13 protein-coding genes and 1 pseudogene are annotated in these 18,907 nt (G+C 72.6%); 1 reads left to right on the top strand and 13 read right to left on the bottom strand.

Annotated elements, in window-relative coordinates:
- Nucleotides 1–3: 3 nt before the first annotated feature.
- The 8 genes from AAW13_RS23455 to AAW13_RS23420 all read right to left on the bottom strand — a co-directional run bounded on the left by AAW13_RS23455 (nucleotide 4) and on the right by AAW13_RS23420 (nucleotide 13,183).
- Entirely contained in the window at nucleotides 4–2,013 is a 2,010-nt protein-coding gene (locus AAW13_RS23455; RefSeq protein WP_071659656.1) for an alginate lyase family protein, read from the bottom strand.
- A complete protein-coding gene (locus AAW13_RS23450; RefSeq protein ID WP_046727079.1) occupies nucleotides 2,010–4,199 on the bottom strand; it encodes a bi-domain-containing oxidoreductase in 2,190 nt (729 codons plus the stop codon). The genes AAW13_RS23455 and AAW13_RS23450 overlap by 4 nt, the downstream gene beginning before the upstream one ends.
- Before the next feature lie 17 nt (nucleotides 4,200–4,216).
- Nucleotides 4,217–6,151 carry an asparagine synthase (glutamine-hydrolyzing) gene (gene asnB, locus AAW13_RS23445; RefSeq protein ID WP_046727080.1) on the bottom strand — a complete coding sequence of 645 codons (1,935 nt, stop codon included), beginning with the start codon at nucleotides 6,149–6,151 and terminating at the stop codon, nucleotides 4,217–4,219.
- Nucleotides 6,152–6,154: 3 nt separating this feature from the next.
- Nucleotides 6,155–7,687, bottom strand: coding sequence for a Wzz/FepE/Etk N-terminal domain-containing protein (locus AAW13_RS23440; RefSeq protein ID WP_046727081.1), 1,533 nt, complete (start codon nucleotides 7,685–7,687; stop codon nucleotides 6,155–6,157).
- Nucleotides 7,684–9,054: a Wzz/FepE/Etk N-terminal domain-containing protein gene (locus tag AAW13_RS23435; RefSeq protein ID WP_046727082.1), complete on the bottom strand. Its 1,371-nt coding sequence runs from the start codon at nucleotides 9,052–9,054 to the stop codon at nucleotides 7,684–7,686. Before AAW13_RS23435 ends, AAW13_RS23440 begins: the two co-directional genes overlap by 4 nt.
- On the bottom strand, nucleotides 9,051–10,316 hold the full coding sequence (locus AAW13_RS23430; protein ID WP_046727083.1) for a glycosyltransferase family 4 protein: 1,266 nt from the start codon (nucleotides 10,314–10,316) through the stop codon (nucleotides 9,051–9,053). Before AAW13_RS23430 ends, AAW13_RS23435 begins: the two co-directional genes overlap by 4 nt.
- A complete protein-coding gene (locus tag AAW13_RS23425) occupies nucleotides 10,306–11,631 on the bottom strand; it encodes a nucleotide sugar dehydrogenase (protein ID WP_046727084.1) in 1,326 nt (441 codons plus the stop codon). The genes AAW13_RS23430 and AAW13_RS23425 overlap by 11 nt, the downstream gene beginning before the upstream one ends.
- A 73-nt stretch (nucleotides 11,632–11,704) precedes the next feature.
- A complete protein-coding gene (locus AAW13_RS23420) occupies nucleotides 11,705–13,183 on the bottom strand; it encodes a sugar transferase (protein ID WP_046727085.1) in 1,479 nt (492 codons plus the stop codon).
- A gap of 1,031 nt (nucleotides 13,184–14,214) precedes the next feature.
- Between AAW13_RS23420 and AAW13_RS23415 the strand changes: the two genes are divergently transcribed.
- Nucleotides 14,215–14,877 (top strand): aggregation-promoting factor C-terminal-like domain-containing protein, encoded by a 663-nt coding sequence (locus tag AAW13_RS23415; RefSeq protein WP_206306266.1) that lies wholly within the window; start codon nucleotides 14,215–14,217, stop codon nucleotides 14,875–14,877.
- 26 nt (nucleotides 14,878–14,903) lie between these two features.
- Here AAW13_RS23415 and AAW13_RS23410 read toward each other — a convergent pair whose 3' ends face one another.
- The 5 genes and pseudogenes from AAW13_RS23410 to AAW13_RS23390 all read right to left on the bottom strand — a co-directional run bounded on the left by AAW13_RS23410 (nucleotide 14,904) and on the right by AAW13_RS23390 (nucleotide 18,795).
- Entirely contained in the window at nucleotides 14,904–16,085 is a 1,182-nt protein-coding gene (locus AAW13_RS23410) for a cytochrome P450 (protein WP_046727162.1), read from the bottom strand.
- A 238-nt stretch (nucleotides 16,086–16,323) separates the two neighbouring features.
- Nucleotides 16,324–16,746: pseudogene (locus AAW13_RS23405) on the bottom strand (OsmC family protein); the annotation flags it as partial.
- A 27-nt stretch (nucleotides 16,747–16,773) separates the two neighbouring features.
- Nucleotides 16,774–17,508: a DUF1345 domain-containing protein gene (locus tag AAW13_RS23400; protein WP_046727087.1), complete on the bottom strand. Its 735-nt coding sequence runs from the start codon at nucleotides 17,506–17,508 to the stop codon at nucleotides 16,774–16,776.
- A gap of 127 nt (nucleotides 17,509–17,635) precedes the next feature.
- A complete protein-coding gene (locus AAW13_RS23395; RefSeq protein WP_046727088.1) occupies nucleotides 17,636–17,989 on the bottom strand; it encodes a nuclear transport factor 2 family protein in 354 nt (117 codons plus the stop codon).
- Nucleotides 17,990–18,048: 59 nt separating this feature from the next.
- Entirely contained in the window at nucleotides 18,049–18,795 is a 747-nt protein-coding gene (locus AAW13_RS23390; protein WP_046727089.1) for an SDR family NAD(P)-dependent oxidoreductase, read from the bottom strand.
- Nucleotides 18,796–18,907: the final 112 nt, after the last annotated feature.

The raw sequence follows: 18,907 nt of genomic DNA, 5'->3' as shown, positions 1-18,907 counted from the left end.
TCCCTAGCCGCCGAACCTGAGCACGGTGGTGAAGCCGCCCGCGCCGTCCGCGCCGTCCGCGCCGTCCGCGCCGTCCGCGCCGTCCGCGCCGTCCGCGCCGTCCGCGGCACCGGTGCCCGTGCCGGCGCCGGTTCCGACCAGCGTCGTGGTGGGTTCCTTGCGCCCGAATCCCGCGGAGTACCAGCCCAGCGGCGGCTCGGTCTCGCCGCGATGCGCCCGCCAGGACAGCTGCCCTGGCAGGTCGAGCACGGCCGAGTGGTCCTCTCCGTCCCGGGTCCAGGTCAGTTGTGCCCGGCTTCCCGCCAGCTCCGCGGTGATCGCCGGACCGAGGTGGAACGCGAGGCGCACCTCCCGGCGCGGGCCGCGCACCTCGTCGACGATCCTCAACTCCCGGCTCTCCGGGATCAGTTCCACCCGCCGGCGGTGCACGGAGCCCGGGTAGCCGTCGTGCTCGGCGCTCCAGCGCGCCGGGTCCGCCGCCAGGACCCGGCTCCGCGCGTGCCGGGTCCACAGGAACGGGCCGCCGGAGACGGACTGGTCGCCGCCGTCCAGTTCCAGGGTGTTGTGGCCGAGGGTCGAACGGAAGTACCGCCGCCACTCGGGCTGCCCGTGGTAGCAGTACGTCCCCGGGTCGGCGAGCACGTCGACCCCGTCGTACCGGACCTCCACGGACAGCGCGTCCGCGTGGGCGTGCGCGGCGATGGACAGGAAGCCGTGCGGACCGCCGTCGCAGCGGCACCAGATCTCGCCCGGCCCGCGCAGGATCGTCATGCCCGCGTCGGCGAAGTGCGCGGGCCGGTCCGCCGGGCGGGGCACGGAGAGCGCACCGGGTTCGATGAGCGCGGCCAGCAGCGTGGTGCGCACGTCGGTGCCGGTCACCGCCGGCCACCAGGCGAGCCGGCCGAACACGGCGTCGCCGGTGGCCAGCAGCGAGCCCCAGCGGTCGGTGCCGGCGCCGTCCACGACCAGCCCGTGCCCGTCGTCCGCGTCGCCCTGGCGCGGCGGCCGCAGCCGGCTGTCCACGACGGCCGCGAGCGCGTCGGTCATCCGCAGCAGCACCAGGCGGACCGACGAGGGCACCGGTACGCCTGCGGCGTCCGCCTCGGCCACGGCGGCCAGGCCGAGTTCGAGGACGAGTCCGTGGTACTCGGTGGCCAGTTCCCGGTTGAGGCCGGAAAGGTGGGTGTTGCCGCGCAGGTGCCGGTCCAGCGACCGCAGCGCGTCGGCCCGCCAGCGTCCCGACGCGGGGAACCAGTCGAACGCGCAGGCCGCGGCGAACTGCCCGGCGGCCTCGGCGATGACGTGGTTGTTCGCCGAGGAGCCCCGGCTGGGGAAGGCCGCCAGCCAGCGCTGGTGGTGCCAGATCTGGTGCACCGCCACCGGGTTGTCCTCGAAGAGCGCCGCCGCGCCGGACCAGCCGTCCAGCAGCCGGCGGATCCACACCCAGGACAGCAGCCGGATGCCCAGCTCGATACCGCTGAGCCAGTGGACGCCCCGCAGCGGCGGGTTCGCCCGCCACCACGACCGCAGGTGCTCGGCCACGCGCACGGCGTACCGCTCGTCCTCGGTGACCGCGTAGGCGGCGGCGAGCAGGGTGAGGTACTGGTGCCGGGACGGCTCCCAGATCTGCTTGATGTCCCCGACCGCGTCCTCGCTCCGGTACGGCACGTCGAAGGCGTAACCCTCGGGAGCCCGGCGGCCGGTCTTCGGGTCGAGCCACCAGTCCGGGTCGGTCAGGTCGTGGCGCACCACCCCGAAGAACTCGGCGTGCCCGTCCATGAGCCGGTCCGCCTCCGCGACGAGACGTTTCGCGGCGTCGGGGGGCAGGGCGGCGATCGTCCCGGCGGGCAGTACCGCGGTGAACCGGGCACCGGTCACGTTCGGGCAGTGCGGCTGGGCGGTCCGCCAACGGCGTCTGCGCAGCGTGTCGCCGGCCCGGCCCACGACCTCCGCCGGCCCCATGGCGGACAGCCGCCGCAGGTACCAGCCCGCACTCCCCGAGCTCACGGTCATCGGGCCCGCTCCAGCGTCACCGGCGCGCCGGCGGCGAGGGCGCTCCGCACGGCGAGGGTCGCCGCCGTGGTCGCGACCAGCGACTCCAACGGCACCGGCATCGGCCCGCCGGTGCGCACGGCCTTGACGAAAGCGGCCAGTTCGGCGTTCTGGCCTTTGTCGCGGGCCTTGGGCAGTCGTGAACTGACCCACCGCTTCGGGCCGTACACCGAGGCACGGACGAAGTCGTCGAGCCGCAGCACCTTGCCGTCCGCGACCAGGTCCAGCGTCTCCTTGGGGAAGCCGGGCGCGCCGGTGGTGACGTAGCTGAGGGTGGCCGTCGACCCGTCCGGGTAGCGCAGTACGACCTGAAGGTCGTCGTTGCCGGAGGCGGCGACCGCGTAGACGGAGACCGGGTCGGCGTCGAGCAGCCAGCTCGCCGTGTCGACGAAGTGGCCGCCCTCCCCCTCGAACCGTGAGCCCTCGGTGCCCTGGCGGAGGTACCAGCTGCCCTGCTGGAGCCGGCCCGCGTTGACCAGGTAGCGCAGGCTCGCCGGACCGGTCCGGACGCCGAGGCGCTGCTTGGCCTCCGTCAGCAGCGGTGCGAAGCGGCGGTTGAAGCCCACCTGGAGCCGGTCGTTGCCGGACTCCTCCACCGCCGCGAGGACGCCGGCCAGTTCGTCCTCGGTGAGGGCCAGCGGCTTCTCCACGAACACCGTCTTGCCGGCCAGCAGCGCCTGGCGGGTCAGTTCGGCGTGCGAGCTGTGCCGGGTGACCACGAACACCGCGTCGACCGACTTGTCGCCGAGCACGGCGTCGAGGTCGGTGGTCGCCTCGGCGAAGCCGAACTTCCGCTGCGCGTTGGCCGCGGAGAGCGCCGTCGTGGTGACCACCGTCGACAGCTCGACGCCCTCGCGCCGGGCCAGGTGCGGCAGCAGCATCGACGTCGCGTAGTTCCCGGCGCCCACGAACGCCACCTTCACCGGCTTCCCGGCGGCGCGGGCCGGAGCCGGCTTCGCCCGCACGGCGGGCACGGCCATCACGGGTTCCGCCGCCTCCGGCGCCCCGCCCGTGTCCTGCGTCTGCTCCGGGTACCTGAACAGCACGGCCACGGCCTTCAGTTCGCCGTCCTTCAGACGCCGGTACGTGTCGACCGCGTCGTCGAAGTCGGCGACGTGGGAGACCAGCGGCTCCACGTCGACGCGGCCACGGGCGACCAGGTCCAGGAAGCACGCGAGGTTGCGGCGCTCGGTCCAGCGCACGTAGCCGATCGGGTAGTCGCGTCCCTCCAGCTCGTACTCCGGGTCGTAGCGGCCGGGACCGTACGACCGCGAGAACCGGACGTCGAGCTCCTTCTCGTAGTACGCGTTCCACGGCAGGTCCAGGCGGCACTTGCCGATGTCGACGACCCGGCCGCGGTCGCGGCAGAGCCGGGCGGCCAGCTCGACGGGCTGGTTGCTGCCGCCTCCGGCCGCCAGGTACACCTGGTCCACGCCGTGCCCGTCGGTGAGTTCGGCGACGGCGGCCTCCAGGGCCGCGGACGCCGGGTCGTCGCAGGCCACGGCGCCCAGCCGGGCGGCGAGTTCGCAGCGCGACGGGTCGGGGTCGGCGCCTACGACCCGCACGCCGGCGGCGGTGAGGAGCTGGACCACCAGCTGTCCGATCAGGCCGAGGCCGATGACCAAGGCCACCTCGCCGAGCTGCGGCTCGCCCTGGCGGACGCCCTGCATCGCGATCGACCCGACGGTGCCGAAGGCGGCGTGGCGCGGCGCGAGGCCGTCCGGCACCGGCGTGTAGAGGTTCTTCGGTACCCAGTTCAACTCGGCGTGCAGCGCGTGCTCGTTGCCGGCGCAGGCCACGAGATCGCCCGCCTTCACGTCGTCGACGCCGGCGCCGACCTGCTCGACCACCCCGCACAGCGAGTAGCCCAGCGGTGTGTAGGAGTCCAGCTTGCCCATGACCTTGCGGTAGGTGGCGGGCACCCCGTTGGTGGCCACGCTCTGCATCACCTTGGCCACCTGGTCCGGCCGGGAGCGGGCCTTGCCCAGCATCGACATGCCGGCCTCGGACACCTTCATCAGCTCGGTGCCGGTGGAGATCAGCGAATAGGCGCTGCGGACCAGCACACCGCCCGGCTTGCACCCGGGCACCGGAACGTCGAGCACCGCCAGCTCGCCGCTCTTGTAGTTCTGTACAACCTGTTTCACCGGAACTCCCCTGATTCCTAAGCCGTTTGCCGAGTGCTCTGGCCGGACCCAGAGGTCGCGTCGCGATACCAGTACTCGAGGGTCAGTACGTGCCACAGATGCTTGGAGAAGTCCTGCTGTCCGGCGGCGTCCTCGGCGACCATGCGGGCGAGCGCGTCACGGCGCAGGAAGCCGGCACGGACCAGTTCGCCGTCGTTGACCACCTCGCGCACCAGCGGTGCCAGGTCCCGGCTCATCCAGGCCCGCAGCGGGGCGCTGAACAGGCCCTTGGGCCGGTACACGATCTCCCTGGGCAGGATCGAGGTGGCCGCCTCCTTGAGGACGGCCTTGCCCTGTCGTCCGACGATCTTTCGGTCGCCGGGCACGGCGAACGCCGCCTTCACCACCTCGACGTCCACGTACGGCACGCGTACCTCGGTCGAGGCGGCCATGCTGGAGCGGTCCGTGTACGTGAGGTTCAGGCCGGGCAGGAACATCCGGGCGTCGGTGAGGCACATCCGGTTGACGAAGTCGTCCAGGTCGTTGTCCCGGTAGACGTCGGCGTGCTCGGTCAGCACGTCGTCGACCGTCCCGGCCAGGTCCGGATCGAGCAGGGCCAGCAGCTCCTCCTGGTCGTACATGGTGTAGCTGCGCCGGAAGGCGGTCTCCTCCGGCAGGTCGGCGAAGGAGAGGAAGCGCTTCGCGAAGCGCACGGACCGGTACCCGCGGCGGCTCGTCGCGACCGGCAGCCGGTCCACGGCCCCGGACACCCCGCGCCTGAGGGGCCGCGGGACCCGCTGGTAGCGCAGCGCGATCAGGTTGGCCAGGTGTTTGCGGTACCCGGCGAACAGTTCGTCCGCGCCCATCCCGGAGAGCATCACCTTCACCCCGGCCTCGCGCGCGGCCGAGCAGATCAGGTACGTGTTGATCGCGGCGGGGTCGCCGATCGGCTCGTCCAGGTGGTACGTCATCCGCGGCAGCAGGTCGAGCACGTCCGGCGCGATCTCGATCTCGTGCAGGTCGACCCCGAACCGCTCGGCGACCTGCCGGGCGTAGCGCAGGTCGTCCGGCATCGCCTCGAACCTGGCGTCCTCGGCGCGGAACCCGATCGTGTAGGCGGAGATGCCCGGCTGGTGGCGGGCCGCCAGCGCGGTCAGGTAGCTGGAGTCGAGGCCGCCGGAAAGGAAGGTCGCCACGGGTACGTCCGAGAGCAGGTGCCGCCGGGTCGACTCCTCGACGACGGCGGCCAGGTCCGGCCGCTCGCCGGCCAGGGCCCGTTCCCGGCCCTCGGCGGCGACGTCCTTCAGGTTCCAGAAGCTGCCGCGTTCCACCCGGCCGTCGGGCCGGCACCGCAGCCAGCTCCCGGGCGGCAGCTTCTCCGCTTCGCGGAACGCGCACCGGGAGTCCGGGACCCAGTAGTACAGCAGCGACGCCACCAGGGCCGCGTCGTCCACCTCCAGCTTGCCGCCGGTGGCGACGGCGAGTGCCTTGAGTTCGGAGGCGAACACCAGGCCCCCGCCGCGCCGGAGCAGGAACAGCGGCTTGATGCCGAGCTGGTCGCGGACGAGCACCAGCTCACCGGTGCGTTCGTCGAAGACACCGAACGCGAACATGCCGCGCAGCCGGGGCAGGCAGTCGGTGCCCCAGCGCCGCCAGGCCTCCAGGAGGACCTCGGTGTCGGAGGTGCCGCGGAAGCGCACCCCGCCGGCCGCCAGCTCGGCACGCAGCTCGGGCGCGTTGTACAGCTCGCCGTTGTACGTCAGGACGAGACCGTCCGAGACCATCGGCTGCGCGCCGGTGTCGGACAGGTCGATGATGGCCAGGCGGCGGTGCCCGAGCTGCACCTCGCCGTCGCCCGCGGGGTGGCTGTAGCGGCCCGCCCCGTCCGGGCCGCGGTGGGCGAGGGTGTCGGTGAGGCGGTCGGTCACGGCCTTGCCGTCCGGCCATCGGTAAGTGCCTGCGATGCCACACATGTGCTACCGCGCCTCCTGGTCGTTGTCCGGGCCCCGGGCGGCCCACACCGGCTGCCGCTCCGCCCGTCGCCGGCCCGTCCCCGGCTCCGGCTCCGGCTGCCGGGCCGGCCGCTCGCTGCGGCCGCGCAGCGCGGTGTGCAGCCCGTCCCACAGGGTGCCGTCGGTGCGGTCCCGGGGGTCGGGGTCGATCAGGACCACACCGATCACCGGGACGTGCTGGTCGGCGAGTTGCCGTGCCACGGTGTGCAGCCATGCGGCGCTGCCGTGCCCGGCGCGCACCACGAGCACGGTCCGGGTGCCGAGGTACTGGAGGTCGGTCCAGGCGGTCCCGGGCGCCACCGAGCCGACGCCGATCCGCCGCTCCTGGGGCGACAGGGCCGCGGCACGTTCGGCGCCGACCACCGTCGGGTCTCCCGGTTTCGGGCGGCGGCCCGAGAGCTGTGGGCGGGGCAGGGCGTCGACGACGGTCACCGGTCCCTCCGCCGCGAGGGCCCTGGCGAGGTCCAGGGCGATCGCGCCCGTGTTGCGCGCGCAGCCCAGCTCCAGCAGTGACACCGGTTCCGCGGAGCCGCGCGTGGTGCGGGCCAGGGTCGCGGTGAGCCGTTCGCGGGTCAGCCGGGTGCGTCGCCGCCGCCACGGCCTGCCCGACCTGCGGGGCAGCTCCGCGATGACCGAGGCGCCCAGGTTCGCCGCGATGTCCCGGCGCAGCACGGGGCGGTCCGCGACCACCGTGCCGACCGCGGCCAGCGCGAGACCGAGGACGAGTCCGAGGACGAACCCGATCACGGCGTCCGTGACGACGGCCTTGGGCAGGGAGTGCCGCAGCGCCCGCGGGGCGTCCACGATCTGGGTGCCGGCGACGACCTGGGGGGTGCCGGTCCGCGCGTCCGCGGCGCGCTCGTCGAAGTCGGCGATACGCGAGTTGAGTTCGGCGCGGCGGGCGAAGAGCGACTCCAGGGTGGCGGAGGCCTTCGGGTCGCTGTCCGCCGACTGGCCGCCGATCTCCTTGTTGACCTGGGCGAGTTCGTCCCGCATGCGGTCACGCTGGTCGAGCAGCGCCTTGGCCTCGGCCTGGGCGGTCTCCCGCATCCGTTGCACGTGGTCCGTGACGAACGCGTCGGCCAGTGCCTTGGCGCGGGCCACCGCCTGGGCGTCGCTGTCGCCCGTGACGGTGATCTCCAGCAGGTTGTTGGTCAGGCCGGTACCCCGGTAGTCCTGCATGAAGTCCTCGGGTTTCTCCGAGGACCCGAGGGACTTCAGGGCCTTGTCGGCGATCTGCGTGGTCCCCAGCAGCTGGACGTCGGTGCGGATCAGGGTTCCGGTGTCGTTCGGCTGGTCCTCGGCGTGCGCGACCAGCACCTTGGTCGTGGCGGTCGGGGACGGTGGCATCAGGACGGCCAGCGCGGCACCGATCAGCAGGCCGACGAGCGCCATGGCGCACCAGAGGCGGCGGCGCCTGCGCACCGACACCACCAGTGCCTGGAGGTCGAGAAGCGGAGCGGCGGGCGACGGCTCCGCGGGCGTGCTCGTGGTCACACCGCACCTCCCGTCGCCTGGCCGGGCACCGCGAGGGCGAGGGTGGCGTCGTCCGGCGGCGGGCCGGCGGACCGGGTGTCGCGGGCGTGGACCGGGGCGGCGAGGACGATGCCCAGCACCTCGTGGCCGCCGTCCGCACAGGCCTCGGCGATGCCGGCGAGCTCCTCGGCGGTCCAGTTGCCCGCGCTGAGGACGACCAGGGCACCGGACTCCGTGTCGCGGTCCGGCACGATCGGCCGGTCCACGGAGACCTCCACCACCCGCAGCCGCGGATCGCTCTTGGCCTCGGCGGCGAGCTGTCCGGCGGCCCGGCGGGCGGCCTCGTCGCCGTCCGGTACGACCGCCAGCAGCCGACGGGGGGCCGGCAGTTGGTCCCGGAGCCGGGCGCACACCCGCCGGTAGCGGAGCCGGCGGCCGGCCTCGTCGTCGGACCGCTGCGGGGCGGGCAGGTCCCACCGGGTGTCGGTGCCGAGGAGCCGGCGGAGCCGGGCGCGCGCGCCACCGGCTCGCGGCCGGTGCGCGCCGCGCTTCTCGCCGGGCACCTCTACGGTGCCCAGCAGCGCCGCGCCCAGCGCCGCGGTGATCTCGGGTTCGGTGCGCAGCCGGCGGTTCATCCGGGCGGCGGCGAGATGGCCGACGACCGCGAGCAGGAAGAACAGCACCGCGCCCGCGAGGACGAGCTGGAGCCGGGTGGGCGGTGCCTCGCCGGCCGGCCGGGCCGCCGGTCCCATGACGACCATGCCGGCCTTGTTGTTCGCCGGGTCGGCCTCGTCCAGCTTCGTCATGGCCTCCTCCAGCGAGGTGCTGAGCTTCTCCAGCTCCGTCCGGGCCTGCACGCCCTCCACGGTCTGCCCGGGGTCGGCCGCGTCGGCCAGGTCGGTGATGCGGCGGTTGGTCTCCTCCACCTGGTTGCGCAGTGCCTCGGCCTCCGTGGCGGCCGCGGAGTCGGTGCCGCCGCCCGCGATCCGCGAGGCGAACTTCACGAACTGCGCGGCCACCTGGTCGGAGAGCTGCTGGGCGCGCTTCGGGGTGTCGGCGGTGCCCGAGATCTTGATGATGTTGCCGTCGGCGGCCGCGGCGGCCACCTGGTCCTGGAGCTCGGCGCCACTGACGCCCTTCCAGTCGAGCGTGGCGGCCGCCCGGTCGACCACCGTCGAGCTGGTCGCGATGTCGACCTGCGTCAGCAGTTCGCGCTCTTCCCACTGACCCGGCAGCAGGACCGACGCAGACGTCGTGTACCGCGGCGGGAACACCACGGAGGTGCCGTAACCGACGAGTGCGCCCACGACGGCGAGGACGGCGAGCAGCCGCCAGCGCCGACGGAATATCCGGCCTATGGTGACCAGACGTATCGATTCCTCGCTCAACTGCGCTGCCTCTTCCCTGTTCGTGCATGTTCGACCGCCGACACCGGGGTGTGGTCCCGGCAGGCGGCGGTATAGGCGGCGAGCAGCGCTGCTTGCGAGTTCTGCCAGGAGAGCGGCCCGCTGACCCGCTCCTGGCCGATCTTGCCCATCCGGGCCCGCCGGTCCGGGTCGTCCATGAGCAGCGCGACGAGCCCGGCGAACTCGGCCTCGTCGTCGGCGGGCGCGTAGACGGCGGCCTCACCGGCGGAGACCCGCGCCTCCTTCAGGTCGAAGGAGACGATCGGCCGGCCCATCGCCATGTACTCGAGGACCTTGTTCATGGTCGACACGTCGTTGAGCGGATTGCGCGGGTCGGGGGAGAGACAGACGTCCGCGGTGGACAGGTAGCGCACCAGGTCGGCGTCCGGAACGCGTCCGGTGAACTGCACCTGGTCGTCGAGCCCGAGCCGCCGGGACAGCTCCACCATCGCGTCGAAGGCGTCGCCGGAGCCGACGAACACCGCGTGCCAGTCGGTCCGCCCGAGCTCGTCGCGGAGTTTCGCGAGGGCCCGCAGGGCGTAGTCGACGCCGTCCTGCGGACCCATGACGCCGAGGTAGCACAGCAGATACGGCTTGCCCCGCTTCAACTCCGGCTCGGCCGGCACCGGCTGGAACCGGTCGATCGCGGGCGCGCTGCGTACCACGAAGACGTCCTCGGGCCGCCGGCCGCCGCGGCGTATCGCGACCTCCCGGTAGCTCTCGTTGGTGGCGAGGACGATGTCCGCGGCCCGGTAGGTCCGCCGTTCCAGGGCGCACACGGCGCGGTAGAGCAGGTCCTCGCCGCGGCCGAACCGGGAGAGGTAGAGCTCGGGTACCAGGTCGTGCTGGTCGAAGACGAACCGTGCGCCGCGCCGCTTGAGCCACAGCGCCGGCAGGAAGAGCAGGTCCGGCGGGTTGCAGGCGTGGACCACGTCGACCGGGCCGACCTTGCGGGCCAGCCGGGCTGTGTGCCAGAGCGCCGATCCGTACTCCTTCAGGTAGCCGGCGGGCCCTCCGGTGGCCGCGCGCAACGGGTAGCGGTGGATCCGCACCCCGTCGATCTCCGCCTCCGGCTCGGTGTCGCGCTTGCTGCCCTGCGGGCAGATGACGTCCACCGTCCAGCCCGCGTCGCGCAGTGTCGTGCACTCCTGCCACACCCGCCGGTCGAACGGCACCGACAGGTTCTCCACCAGGATCAGCGCGCGCCGGCCGGAGCCGTCGCCGCCTGTCGCGTCACCAAGCAAGGCCCAGGTATCCCGGTTCGGTCCGGCGCGTCTCGGCGTCGGGAAGGCGGACGAGGTCGACGATCACCGGGCCTTCGCCGTGGGGCAGCGCCGACAGCACCGCCGGGTCCTTCGTCCCGACCAGGCACACCTCGGCGTGTTCCAGCACCTCGTCGACGGAGTCGGCGAGCAGCTGCGCGAGGTGCGGCAGCCGGGTCTCGATGTACTCGCGGTTGGCTCCGATGAGCCGGGACAGGCTCACGTTGGCGTCGTGGATCCTGATGTCGTACCCCTTGCCGAACAGCCGCTCCGCCAGCTCGACCAGCGGGCTTTCGCGGAGGTCGTCGGTGCCGGGTTTGAAGGACAGCCCGAACAGGCCGACCCGGCGTTTGCCGGTGCGCTCGACCAGGTCCACCGCGCGCTGGAGGTGGTCGGAGTTGGAGGTCAGCACGTGGGCGAGGATGGGTACGGAGACGTCGGCGCGCTGTGCCGCGTGGACCAGGCTGCGCAGGTCCTTGGGCAGGCAGGAGCCGCCGAAGGCGAAGCCGGGACGCAGGTAGGCGGGGCTGATGTTCAGCTTGCGGTCGGCCAGGAACACGTCCATCACCTGGTGCGAGTCGACGCCGAGCGCCTGGCACACCGCGCCCAGCTCGTTCGCGAACCCGATCTTGAGGCCGTGGAACGCGTTGTCCGCGTACTTGATCGCCTCGGCCGTCGGGACCGGCACCCGGAACACCTCGCCGGGCAGGCCGTCGTACAGCTTCAGCAGCGTGTCGCCGCTGCCCGGGTCGAGTTCGCCGATGACGGTCTTGGGCGGGTCGAAGAAGTCCCGCACGCTCGTGCCCTCGCGCAGGAACTCCGGGTTGACGGCGACCCCGAAGTCCACCCCTGCGGTGCCGCCGGTGTGCTTCTCCAGGATCGGCACCAGCAGGTTCAGGCAGGTGCCCGGGAGCATGGTGCTGCGGAACACGACGGTGTGCCGTCCGCCCTGCCCGGCCTTCTCGGCCAGCGCGGTGCCGATCTGCTCGGTGACCCGCTCCAGGTAGGTGGTGCACAGGCTGCCGTTGGGCTCCGACGGGGTGCCCACGCAGATCAGCGACACCTCGCTGCCCAGGACCGCCTCGCGGACGTCGCCGGTGGCGCGCAGGGCTCCGCTCCGCACGACCTCGGCGACGAGGTCGCCGATACGTTCCTCCACCACCGGGGACCTGCCGTCGTTGACCAGGTCGACCTTCACCTGGTTGACGTCCACCCCGATGACCTCGTGACCCATGCCGGCCAGGCAAGCGGCTGATACGCAGCCCACGTAGCCGAGCCCGAAGACGCTGACTCTCATGTTCCGTCCCTCCCCCCAGGCAGGCCCTTGTGGCCTGCGGTCCGCGCGCCGGCCTGCCGACGCCCCCCGAGCATCAGTAGGCCCCCTGTCCGTGGAGCACCGCGCGCATGGTCTTCCACAAGATCACCGTGTCGAGGGCGAGCGACCAGTCCTCCACGTACCGCAGGTCGAGGCGGACCGCCTCCTCCCACGGCAGGTCGCTGCGTCCGCTGATCTGCCACAGGCCGGTGAGTCCGGGCTTGACCAGCAGCCGCCGCCGGATGTCCGGGTCGTACGCGGCGCACTCCTCCGGCAGCGGCGGCCGCGGGCCGACCAGCGACATCGCTCCGGCCAACACGTTGAACAGCTGCGGGAGTTCGTCGATCGAGTAGCGGCGCAGCACTCCCCCGACCCGGGTGACCCGCGGGTCACGGCGGACCTTGAACAGCAGTCCCGCGCCCTCGTCGCGGTCGGTGAGCTCGGTACGGGCCCGGTGCGCCCCGACGACCATGGTGCGGAACTTGAGAATCGTGAACTCCCGGCCGTCCTTGCCGACCCGGCGCTGGCGGTAGAAGGCGCCCCCCCTGCTGTCCACCAGCACGAGCAGTGCGACGAAGACCATCAGCGGCGCGAACAGCATCAGCAGGACCGCCGCGCCGACCCGGTCGACGACCTCCTTGATCGCCCGGCGGCCTCCGGTGAAGGTCGGCAGGCTGACCCGCAGCAGCGGGATCCCGAGCACCGCGTCGACGTGCAGCCGCGGACCGGCCACCTCCATCAGCACCGGGGCGACGACCATCTCGGCGTCGCTGCCTTCGAGGTTCCAGGCCAGCCGCTGCAACCGGTCCGGCGTCCAGTGCGGGTCAGGCGTGACCGCGACGACGCGGTAGCCGTCGTGCCGGACATGCTTGGCGACGTCCGTCAGGCGGCCGACGACCGGCACACCCTCCAGTTCGTCACCTTCGAGCCCGCGGCCGTCCGGCGTGCACACCGCCTCCACCCGCCAGCCGATGTGCGGGAACTTGCGGGTCCGGGTGATCAGGTCGCACACGGTGGCGGGGCTGCCGGCGGCGAGCACCGGTCTCAGGCAGCGCCCTTCCTTCCGCCGTCTGTGCAGGCACAGGCGCAGCAGATACCGCGCGGTCATGGTCACGAGCGCGATCGCGGGGATCGCGACGAAGATCCAGAGCTTGATGTTGCGCGAGGTGAGGGCGATCCCGCCGAGCGCCAGTACGACGGTCGCCGCGAACAGTGAGCGGCCGAGCCGCCGGAACTCCTCGGCACCCTGGCCGAGTACGGCCGGCGCCCACGACCGGCCCACCGCGAGCGATCCCAGCACCAGCAGTTCGGTGCCGAACGCGAGGATCCCCCACTTCTCGTGCCAGTTGGCCGCGTCCCTGGCCCCGAAGAACTCTCCTATCCCCGCCACCACGAAGGCGGTGGCCAGGGTGTCGCTGACGATCACGGTACGGCGGTACCGCTGCTCCCACTCGATCGCCGGCCCGCTGCTGATCCCTTTCGCCAGGCGCCCTCGCGCCGGCGGAAAAGGGCCGACTAGTCCCCCCTGCCGCACAGAAACCCCCCGGTCCCCAGTGGTTCGACATGGTGCCCTGACACGGTTCCTCTCCGGGAGGCCCCCGCCTCCCGCGCGCTTCCGCCCTGCGGAAGGCCCCCCGGCTCCCCGCGCCGCGCTGTTCCTCCCGCGGACGGCCCCCGCCCTCCGCGTACGACATCCCGGCTGCTTCAGCGCTTCCCGACCGGATCCGCCCGTTGCCGCGGCGGACCCGCATGCCCTCCCTGGCTCTCGAAACGCCTCCGGAACCCGTCGCGGCCTTGGATGCTCCCCGCATCCGAAGCCCCTCCCGGGCCCCAGGAGTTGATCACCCCCACGTCCGACGCCGGAGACGCGGCTACCGGTCCTCCGTACCGAAGGACCCATAGATCATCATTTGTCGCCCCGTGTCCCAGCATGCGAAGCACGGTCAATCTAGACCATCAACGCCCGTATGAAGAGGGGGCTGTGTGGAATTTGTGCTCATGATTTGAAACCTGGTCAACAGTCCGTCGACCGCTCACGCACCCCTCGGCGACGCGCGACGCGCCCTGTGACCTTCGGTGACTCGAGGTCACCGGGCCGTCGGCCCCTGCGTCCACGAGGCGGATTCCCTCCGCCAACTGACCGACATACACCCCCTGTTCGGCCGATTTTTGCCGGTGGAAACGGGGCGGCGGTCGCGGCGGCGGGCATGCGCCCGTCGCCCGTCCGGGATCATGAGGAGGACCGCCACCGAGCGAACGCGGGTCCGGCCGCAGTTCCGCAGTCGATCGAGAACGACCCCGATCCGCACATCTGCCACACATTTGCCGCCCCTTCGCGGCGCGATCGCGGAGCATTCGCCGTACCGAAACGATCACGGAACGACAGCGCCGTCGCCTCGGTACGGCACCGCCCCGACGCCGGCGTGTGAGCATCCACACTTCCTCCGCGATTGCGCGGGCCGGGCAAGCGCGCAAGAGTATGCCAACTGTGTTGCCCGGCAAGCCGGATGCTTCCGTAGTTCACCACGCAGCGTGGGGTGACACGGGTGAAGAGGAGGGACACGCGTGAGCCGTATGTCAGTCCGGGGACTCGCGGTCGTCTCCGCCACCGCGGTCACCGCTGTCGGAAGCGTCGCCGGTGTCGCCTCGGCCAGCAGCACGGACACCGGTGCCAGTGAGGCGCCGAAGGCCGACGCCACCCTCCTCCAGGACATCCCCGTGGGGCAGCAGGCCCGGGTGCAGACGGCGTCCGTGACGCAGCAGGCCGAGGCCATGGCCGTGCAGGCGGACGTGAGCGCCAGGAAGACGGCCGAGCAGACCGCCCGGGCGGCGGCGGCCAGGGCGGCCGAGGCGAAGCAGGCCGAGGCCAGGAAACGTGCTGAGGCCAAGGCCGCGGCCGGCGATCCCACGGCCAGTTTCGCGGTGCAGAGCTCCTACACCGTGGCGCAGCTCAAGGCGATGGCCGCGCAGATCGTGGGAAGCGGCCAGTTCCAGTGCTTCAGCAACATCGTGGACCACGAGTCCACCTGGAACTACCTGGCGGTCAACCCCTCCTCCGGGGCCTACGGTCTCGTGCAGGCGCTGCCCGGTTCCAAGATGGCCTCCGTGGCCGCCGACTGGCAGACCAACCCGGCGACCCAGATCAAGTGGGGCCTCAACTACATGAACACCACCTACGGCAGCCCCTGCCAGGCCTGGGCCTTCTGGCAGGTCCACCACGCGTACTGACCCGCACGCCTGCCGGCCGACGCACCCTACCGTCGGGCCGGCGTGTCCCACCGCACGTGCAGGGCGGCCGGTTTCCGGAAGACCAGGCCGTACGGCGCGGCGGGCCGGGCCGGGTCGAGGCGCAGCCCGGGAAGGCGTTCGAGCAGGCGCCGGAGGGCGACACGGGTCTCCAGGCGGGCCAGGTGCGCGGCGACGCAGTGGTGCGGCCCGTGGGCGAAGGCCAGTTGGAGGCGGGCCTCGGCGCGGCGGACGTCGAAGCGGTCCGGGTCGGAGAAGACCGCCGGGTCACGGTTGGCGCCCGTCAGGGAGACGCTGACGAGGTCGCCGCGGCGGACGGCGGCCGGGCCGAGCACGGTGTCCCGGGTGGCGTAGCGGTCCACCACCGCCGCGCCGGGTTCGAGGCGCAGGGACTCCTCGACGGCTCCGTCCAGCAGACCGGAATCGGCCTGCACCAGGGCCAGTTGGCCGGGGTCGCCGAGCAGGTGGAGCAGGGCGTTGGTGATCATCGCCTCGGTCGTCTCGATGCCGCCGAACATCATGACCGCCGCGTTGGACGCGACTTCGGCCGCGTCCAGCCGCCCGGCGGCGGCGACGAGGAGCGAGGCGGCGTCCCGGTCGGCGACGGTGGCCTCGACGGCGGCCCGCAGCTCCGCGTACGCGGCGGGACCGGCCGGGCCCGCGGTCAGCCCCTCCGTGATGTCCGAGACGGACCGGACGATCGCGTCGTACCAGGCCAGCACCGTGTCGGTGGTGGTACCCACCAGACCGAGGGCCTCGGTGACCACGGCCACGGCGAGGGGCCCGGCGAAGGTGCGGCGCAGTTCGGCGGCGCCCGCCGGTTCCAGGGCGGTGATGAGCCGGTCGGTCTCGCGTTCTATGAAGTCGGCGAAGCCGTCGTGCACTCTGCGGGGCCGGAAGGGAGCGGCGAAGGGCTCCCGGTGCCGGGCGTGCTCGGCACCGTCCAGGGACAGCATGCTGGGCCCGACGACCCGCGCGGTGGTGAAACGGGGGTCGTCGACGGTGAAGGTGACGGAGTCCCGCATCACGTCGAGCGCGAGGTCGCGTCGGGTGACCAGCCAGCCGTTCAGCTCGGGCAGCCACGACACCGGTTCGTGGGCGCGCAGCCGCGCGAGGCGCGGGTGCGGGTCCCGGGCGAGTTCGGCGAGCGTGGTCGAGGCGCCGAGGGGGAACGCGACGGCGGTGCTCAGCGCGCCGTCCGGCCGGGACGAGGGGAAACCGTTCACGCGCCATCGTAACCACGGCACTTCGACCGGCCGATCAGCGGCCGCCCGGCCCGTCCACGATGAGCCCGTCCACGACCGGCCCGTCCCCGGCTGGCCCGTCCTGGACCGGCCCATCCCCGGCGGACCCGTCCTGGACCGGCCTGCCCCCGGCAGCCCCGTCCTGGACCGGCCCATCCCCGGCGGGGCCGTCCCCGGCTGGCCCGTCCTCGATCGACACGGTGACCGGTGTGCCCGCCTCGATCGTGCGGCTGACGGTGCACAGCCGGTCGTGGGAGACGGCGACCGCCCGGGGCAGGATGGCACGGGCGCGGTCGCCCGGGGCGCCGTCCGGGAAGGCGACGTGGAAGCGGACCGCGAGGTCGGTCAGGCGGTTCCCGTCGTCGTCGGTGACCTTGTGGCCGCTGACGGTGACCGTGAATCCGGCCGGTTCGGTGTGCCGGCTGGTGGCGACGTCGACATCGGCCGCCGTGCAGCCGCCGATCGCGGCGAGCAGCAGCTCCACCGGGGTGAACCCGGTGCCCTCACCGGTACCGAAGGCGATCGTGCCGCCGCGGGGGTTCGTCGCGGTGTAGCGGCCGGTGGCGGTGCGTCGGACCGTCACGGACCGCGAGGTGTCTTCGCTCATGCCGAAGAACCTAGGACACCCCTGCCGTCAGTGCAGAATGTTGACGGCCCGGGCCACCACCAGGACCACCGTCACCAGGGAGACCGAGGACTGCAACATCATGAGCATCTTGGCCCAGCGCGACAGCGGCATCACGTCGGTCGGGCTGAAGGCCGTGGAGTTGGTGAAGGACAGGTACAGGTAGTCCAGGAAGGCGGGTTCCCAGTCCGCCGGAGCGGTCTCGGGGCTCTGCATCTGCACGAAGAGGAAGTCCGCGTACTGGCGCCGGCCGCGGACCCGCTCCATCGGTCCGCCGCGGTCCCACTCCCAGTACCAGAGGGCGAACACGATGACGTTCGTCAGCCAGATGCCGCCGCCGGTCAGCAGCAGCGGGCCTGCGTCCTCGCCCTCGGTGCCGTTCACGAGGCCCGCCACCAGCCGGACCGCCGCCCAGCCGTTGGCGAGGCTGATCAGGCCCATCAGGGCCAGCCCCACCAGACGCAGCCATCGGGTACGGGGCTCCACCCGGCGGGGGTTGCCGGCGATGAGGCCGGCCAGCAGCACGATCTCCAGGGCCGGCAGGACCCAGTACGGCTGGAGGGCGAGCCGGTGCGGCAGCATGAGCTGGATGGCCACGGCGACCAGGATGACGGCGGTCACGGCCCACCGCGGCTCGCCGTGGGTGGCCCGGCGCCACGCGGGCACGATGTCGTGACCGCCCGTCTCCAGCCGCCGTTCGATCCTGGCCAGCCTGTCCTCGGCGTCGCTCATACGGTCGCTCATGGGGTTCATTGTCCCGGGGCGACCGCCCGGTCCGTCGTCCGGCACAAACGTGACCGGGGACGGACCGGGGACAGGCCGGCGACAGGCCGGCGCGGGGCGCGGACGCGGCGGGCCGCGGGTGGTGGGATCAGACGGTGAACATGGTGAGCACGGCGGCGATCCGGCCCTCGCGGACGGTGATCACGTCGATGCCACGCACCGCCGGCTCGCCCTCGGGACCGAAGGCCCAGGCGAGTGCTCCGTCGTGCGGTCCGGCGTAGCGGCGGCCGTCCTCGGTGAAGCCGAAGTCGGCGGGCACCTTGTCGAGCAGTGCCCGCGCCTTGTCCTCCAGGGCGTCCCAGCCCGTGGTGACGCCTTCGGGGTCGGTGAAGACGACGTCCTCGGTGTAGATCCGCTCGATCGTCTCGCGCCGGGTACGGGCGTCACGGTTGCCGAAGACGCCGTGCAGGTTGGCGGCGAGCAGGTCGGGGACGGTGTGCATGTTGCTCCTTGCGGGGTTCGGGGGGCGGGGTCGCCGGATCGCGCTCTCGCGGGACCCGGTCAGATCTGGCTGGCTCCGCCGTCGACGTAGATCTCCGCGCCGGTCATGTAGCTGCTGGCGTCGGACGCCAGGAACAGTACGGTCTCGGCGATCTCCTCGGGGCGCGCCAGCCGGTTCATCGGCACGCCGGCCGCGAGACCCTTGAGGAGCTGTTCGGCGGCCGCGGGGTCACCGGCCAGACCGCTGAGCCCCGGGGTCTCGACCGGGCCGGGGGCGATGCTGTTGACCCGGATGTTCCGGCCGACGAGTTCGGCGGCCCAGCTGCGGGTGAGGGAGCGCAGGGCGGCCTTGCTGGCGGCGTAGACGCCGAACGAGGCGGCGCCCTTGGTGTCGATGTTGGAGCTGGTCACGATGACCGAGGCGCCCGGCCTGAGCAGCGGCAGCGCCTTCTGCACGGTGAACAGGGTGCCGCCGACGTTGGTGTTGAACGTGTCGGCGTAGTGCTCCCAGGTGACGTCGGGCAGGGCCGCGAAGGAGCCGCCGCCGGCGTTGGCGAAGACGATGTCGAGGCCGCCGTGCTCCGCGACGGCGGCGAACAGCCGGTCGAGGTCGGCGAGGTCTGCGACGTCCGCGCGCACTCCGGTGGCGCGGTCGCCGATCGAGGCCACCGCCTCGTCCAGGGCCTCCTGGCGCCGGCCGGTGAGGAAGACGTGCGCTCCCTCGGCGGCGAGCCGCCGGGCCGCGGCGAGGCCGATGCCCGAGGTGGCGCCGGTGACGAGAGCGGTCCTGCCGTCGAGCTGTCCCATGATGGTTCCTCCTGAGAAGGGTTTCTGTACCGTTCGGTACTGAAGAACGGCGGACCCGCCCCGGTTATTTCCGTACCGCTCGGTTAAAATTTTCGGGACACCTGGGAACGGG

This window comes from Streptomyces humi (assembly GCF_001005085.2).
Lineage (GTDB): Bacteria > Actinomycetota > Actinomycetes > Streptomycetales > Streptomycetaceae > Streptomyces > Streptomyces humi.
This window is presented reverse-complemented; position numbering and strand designations above follow the sequence as displayed.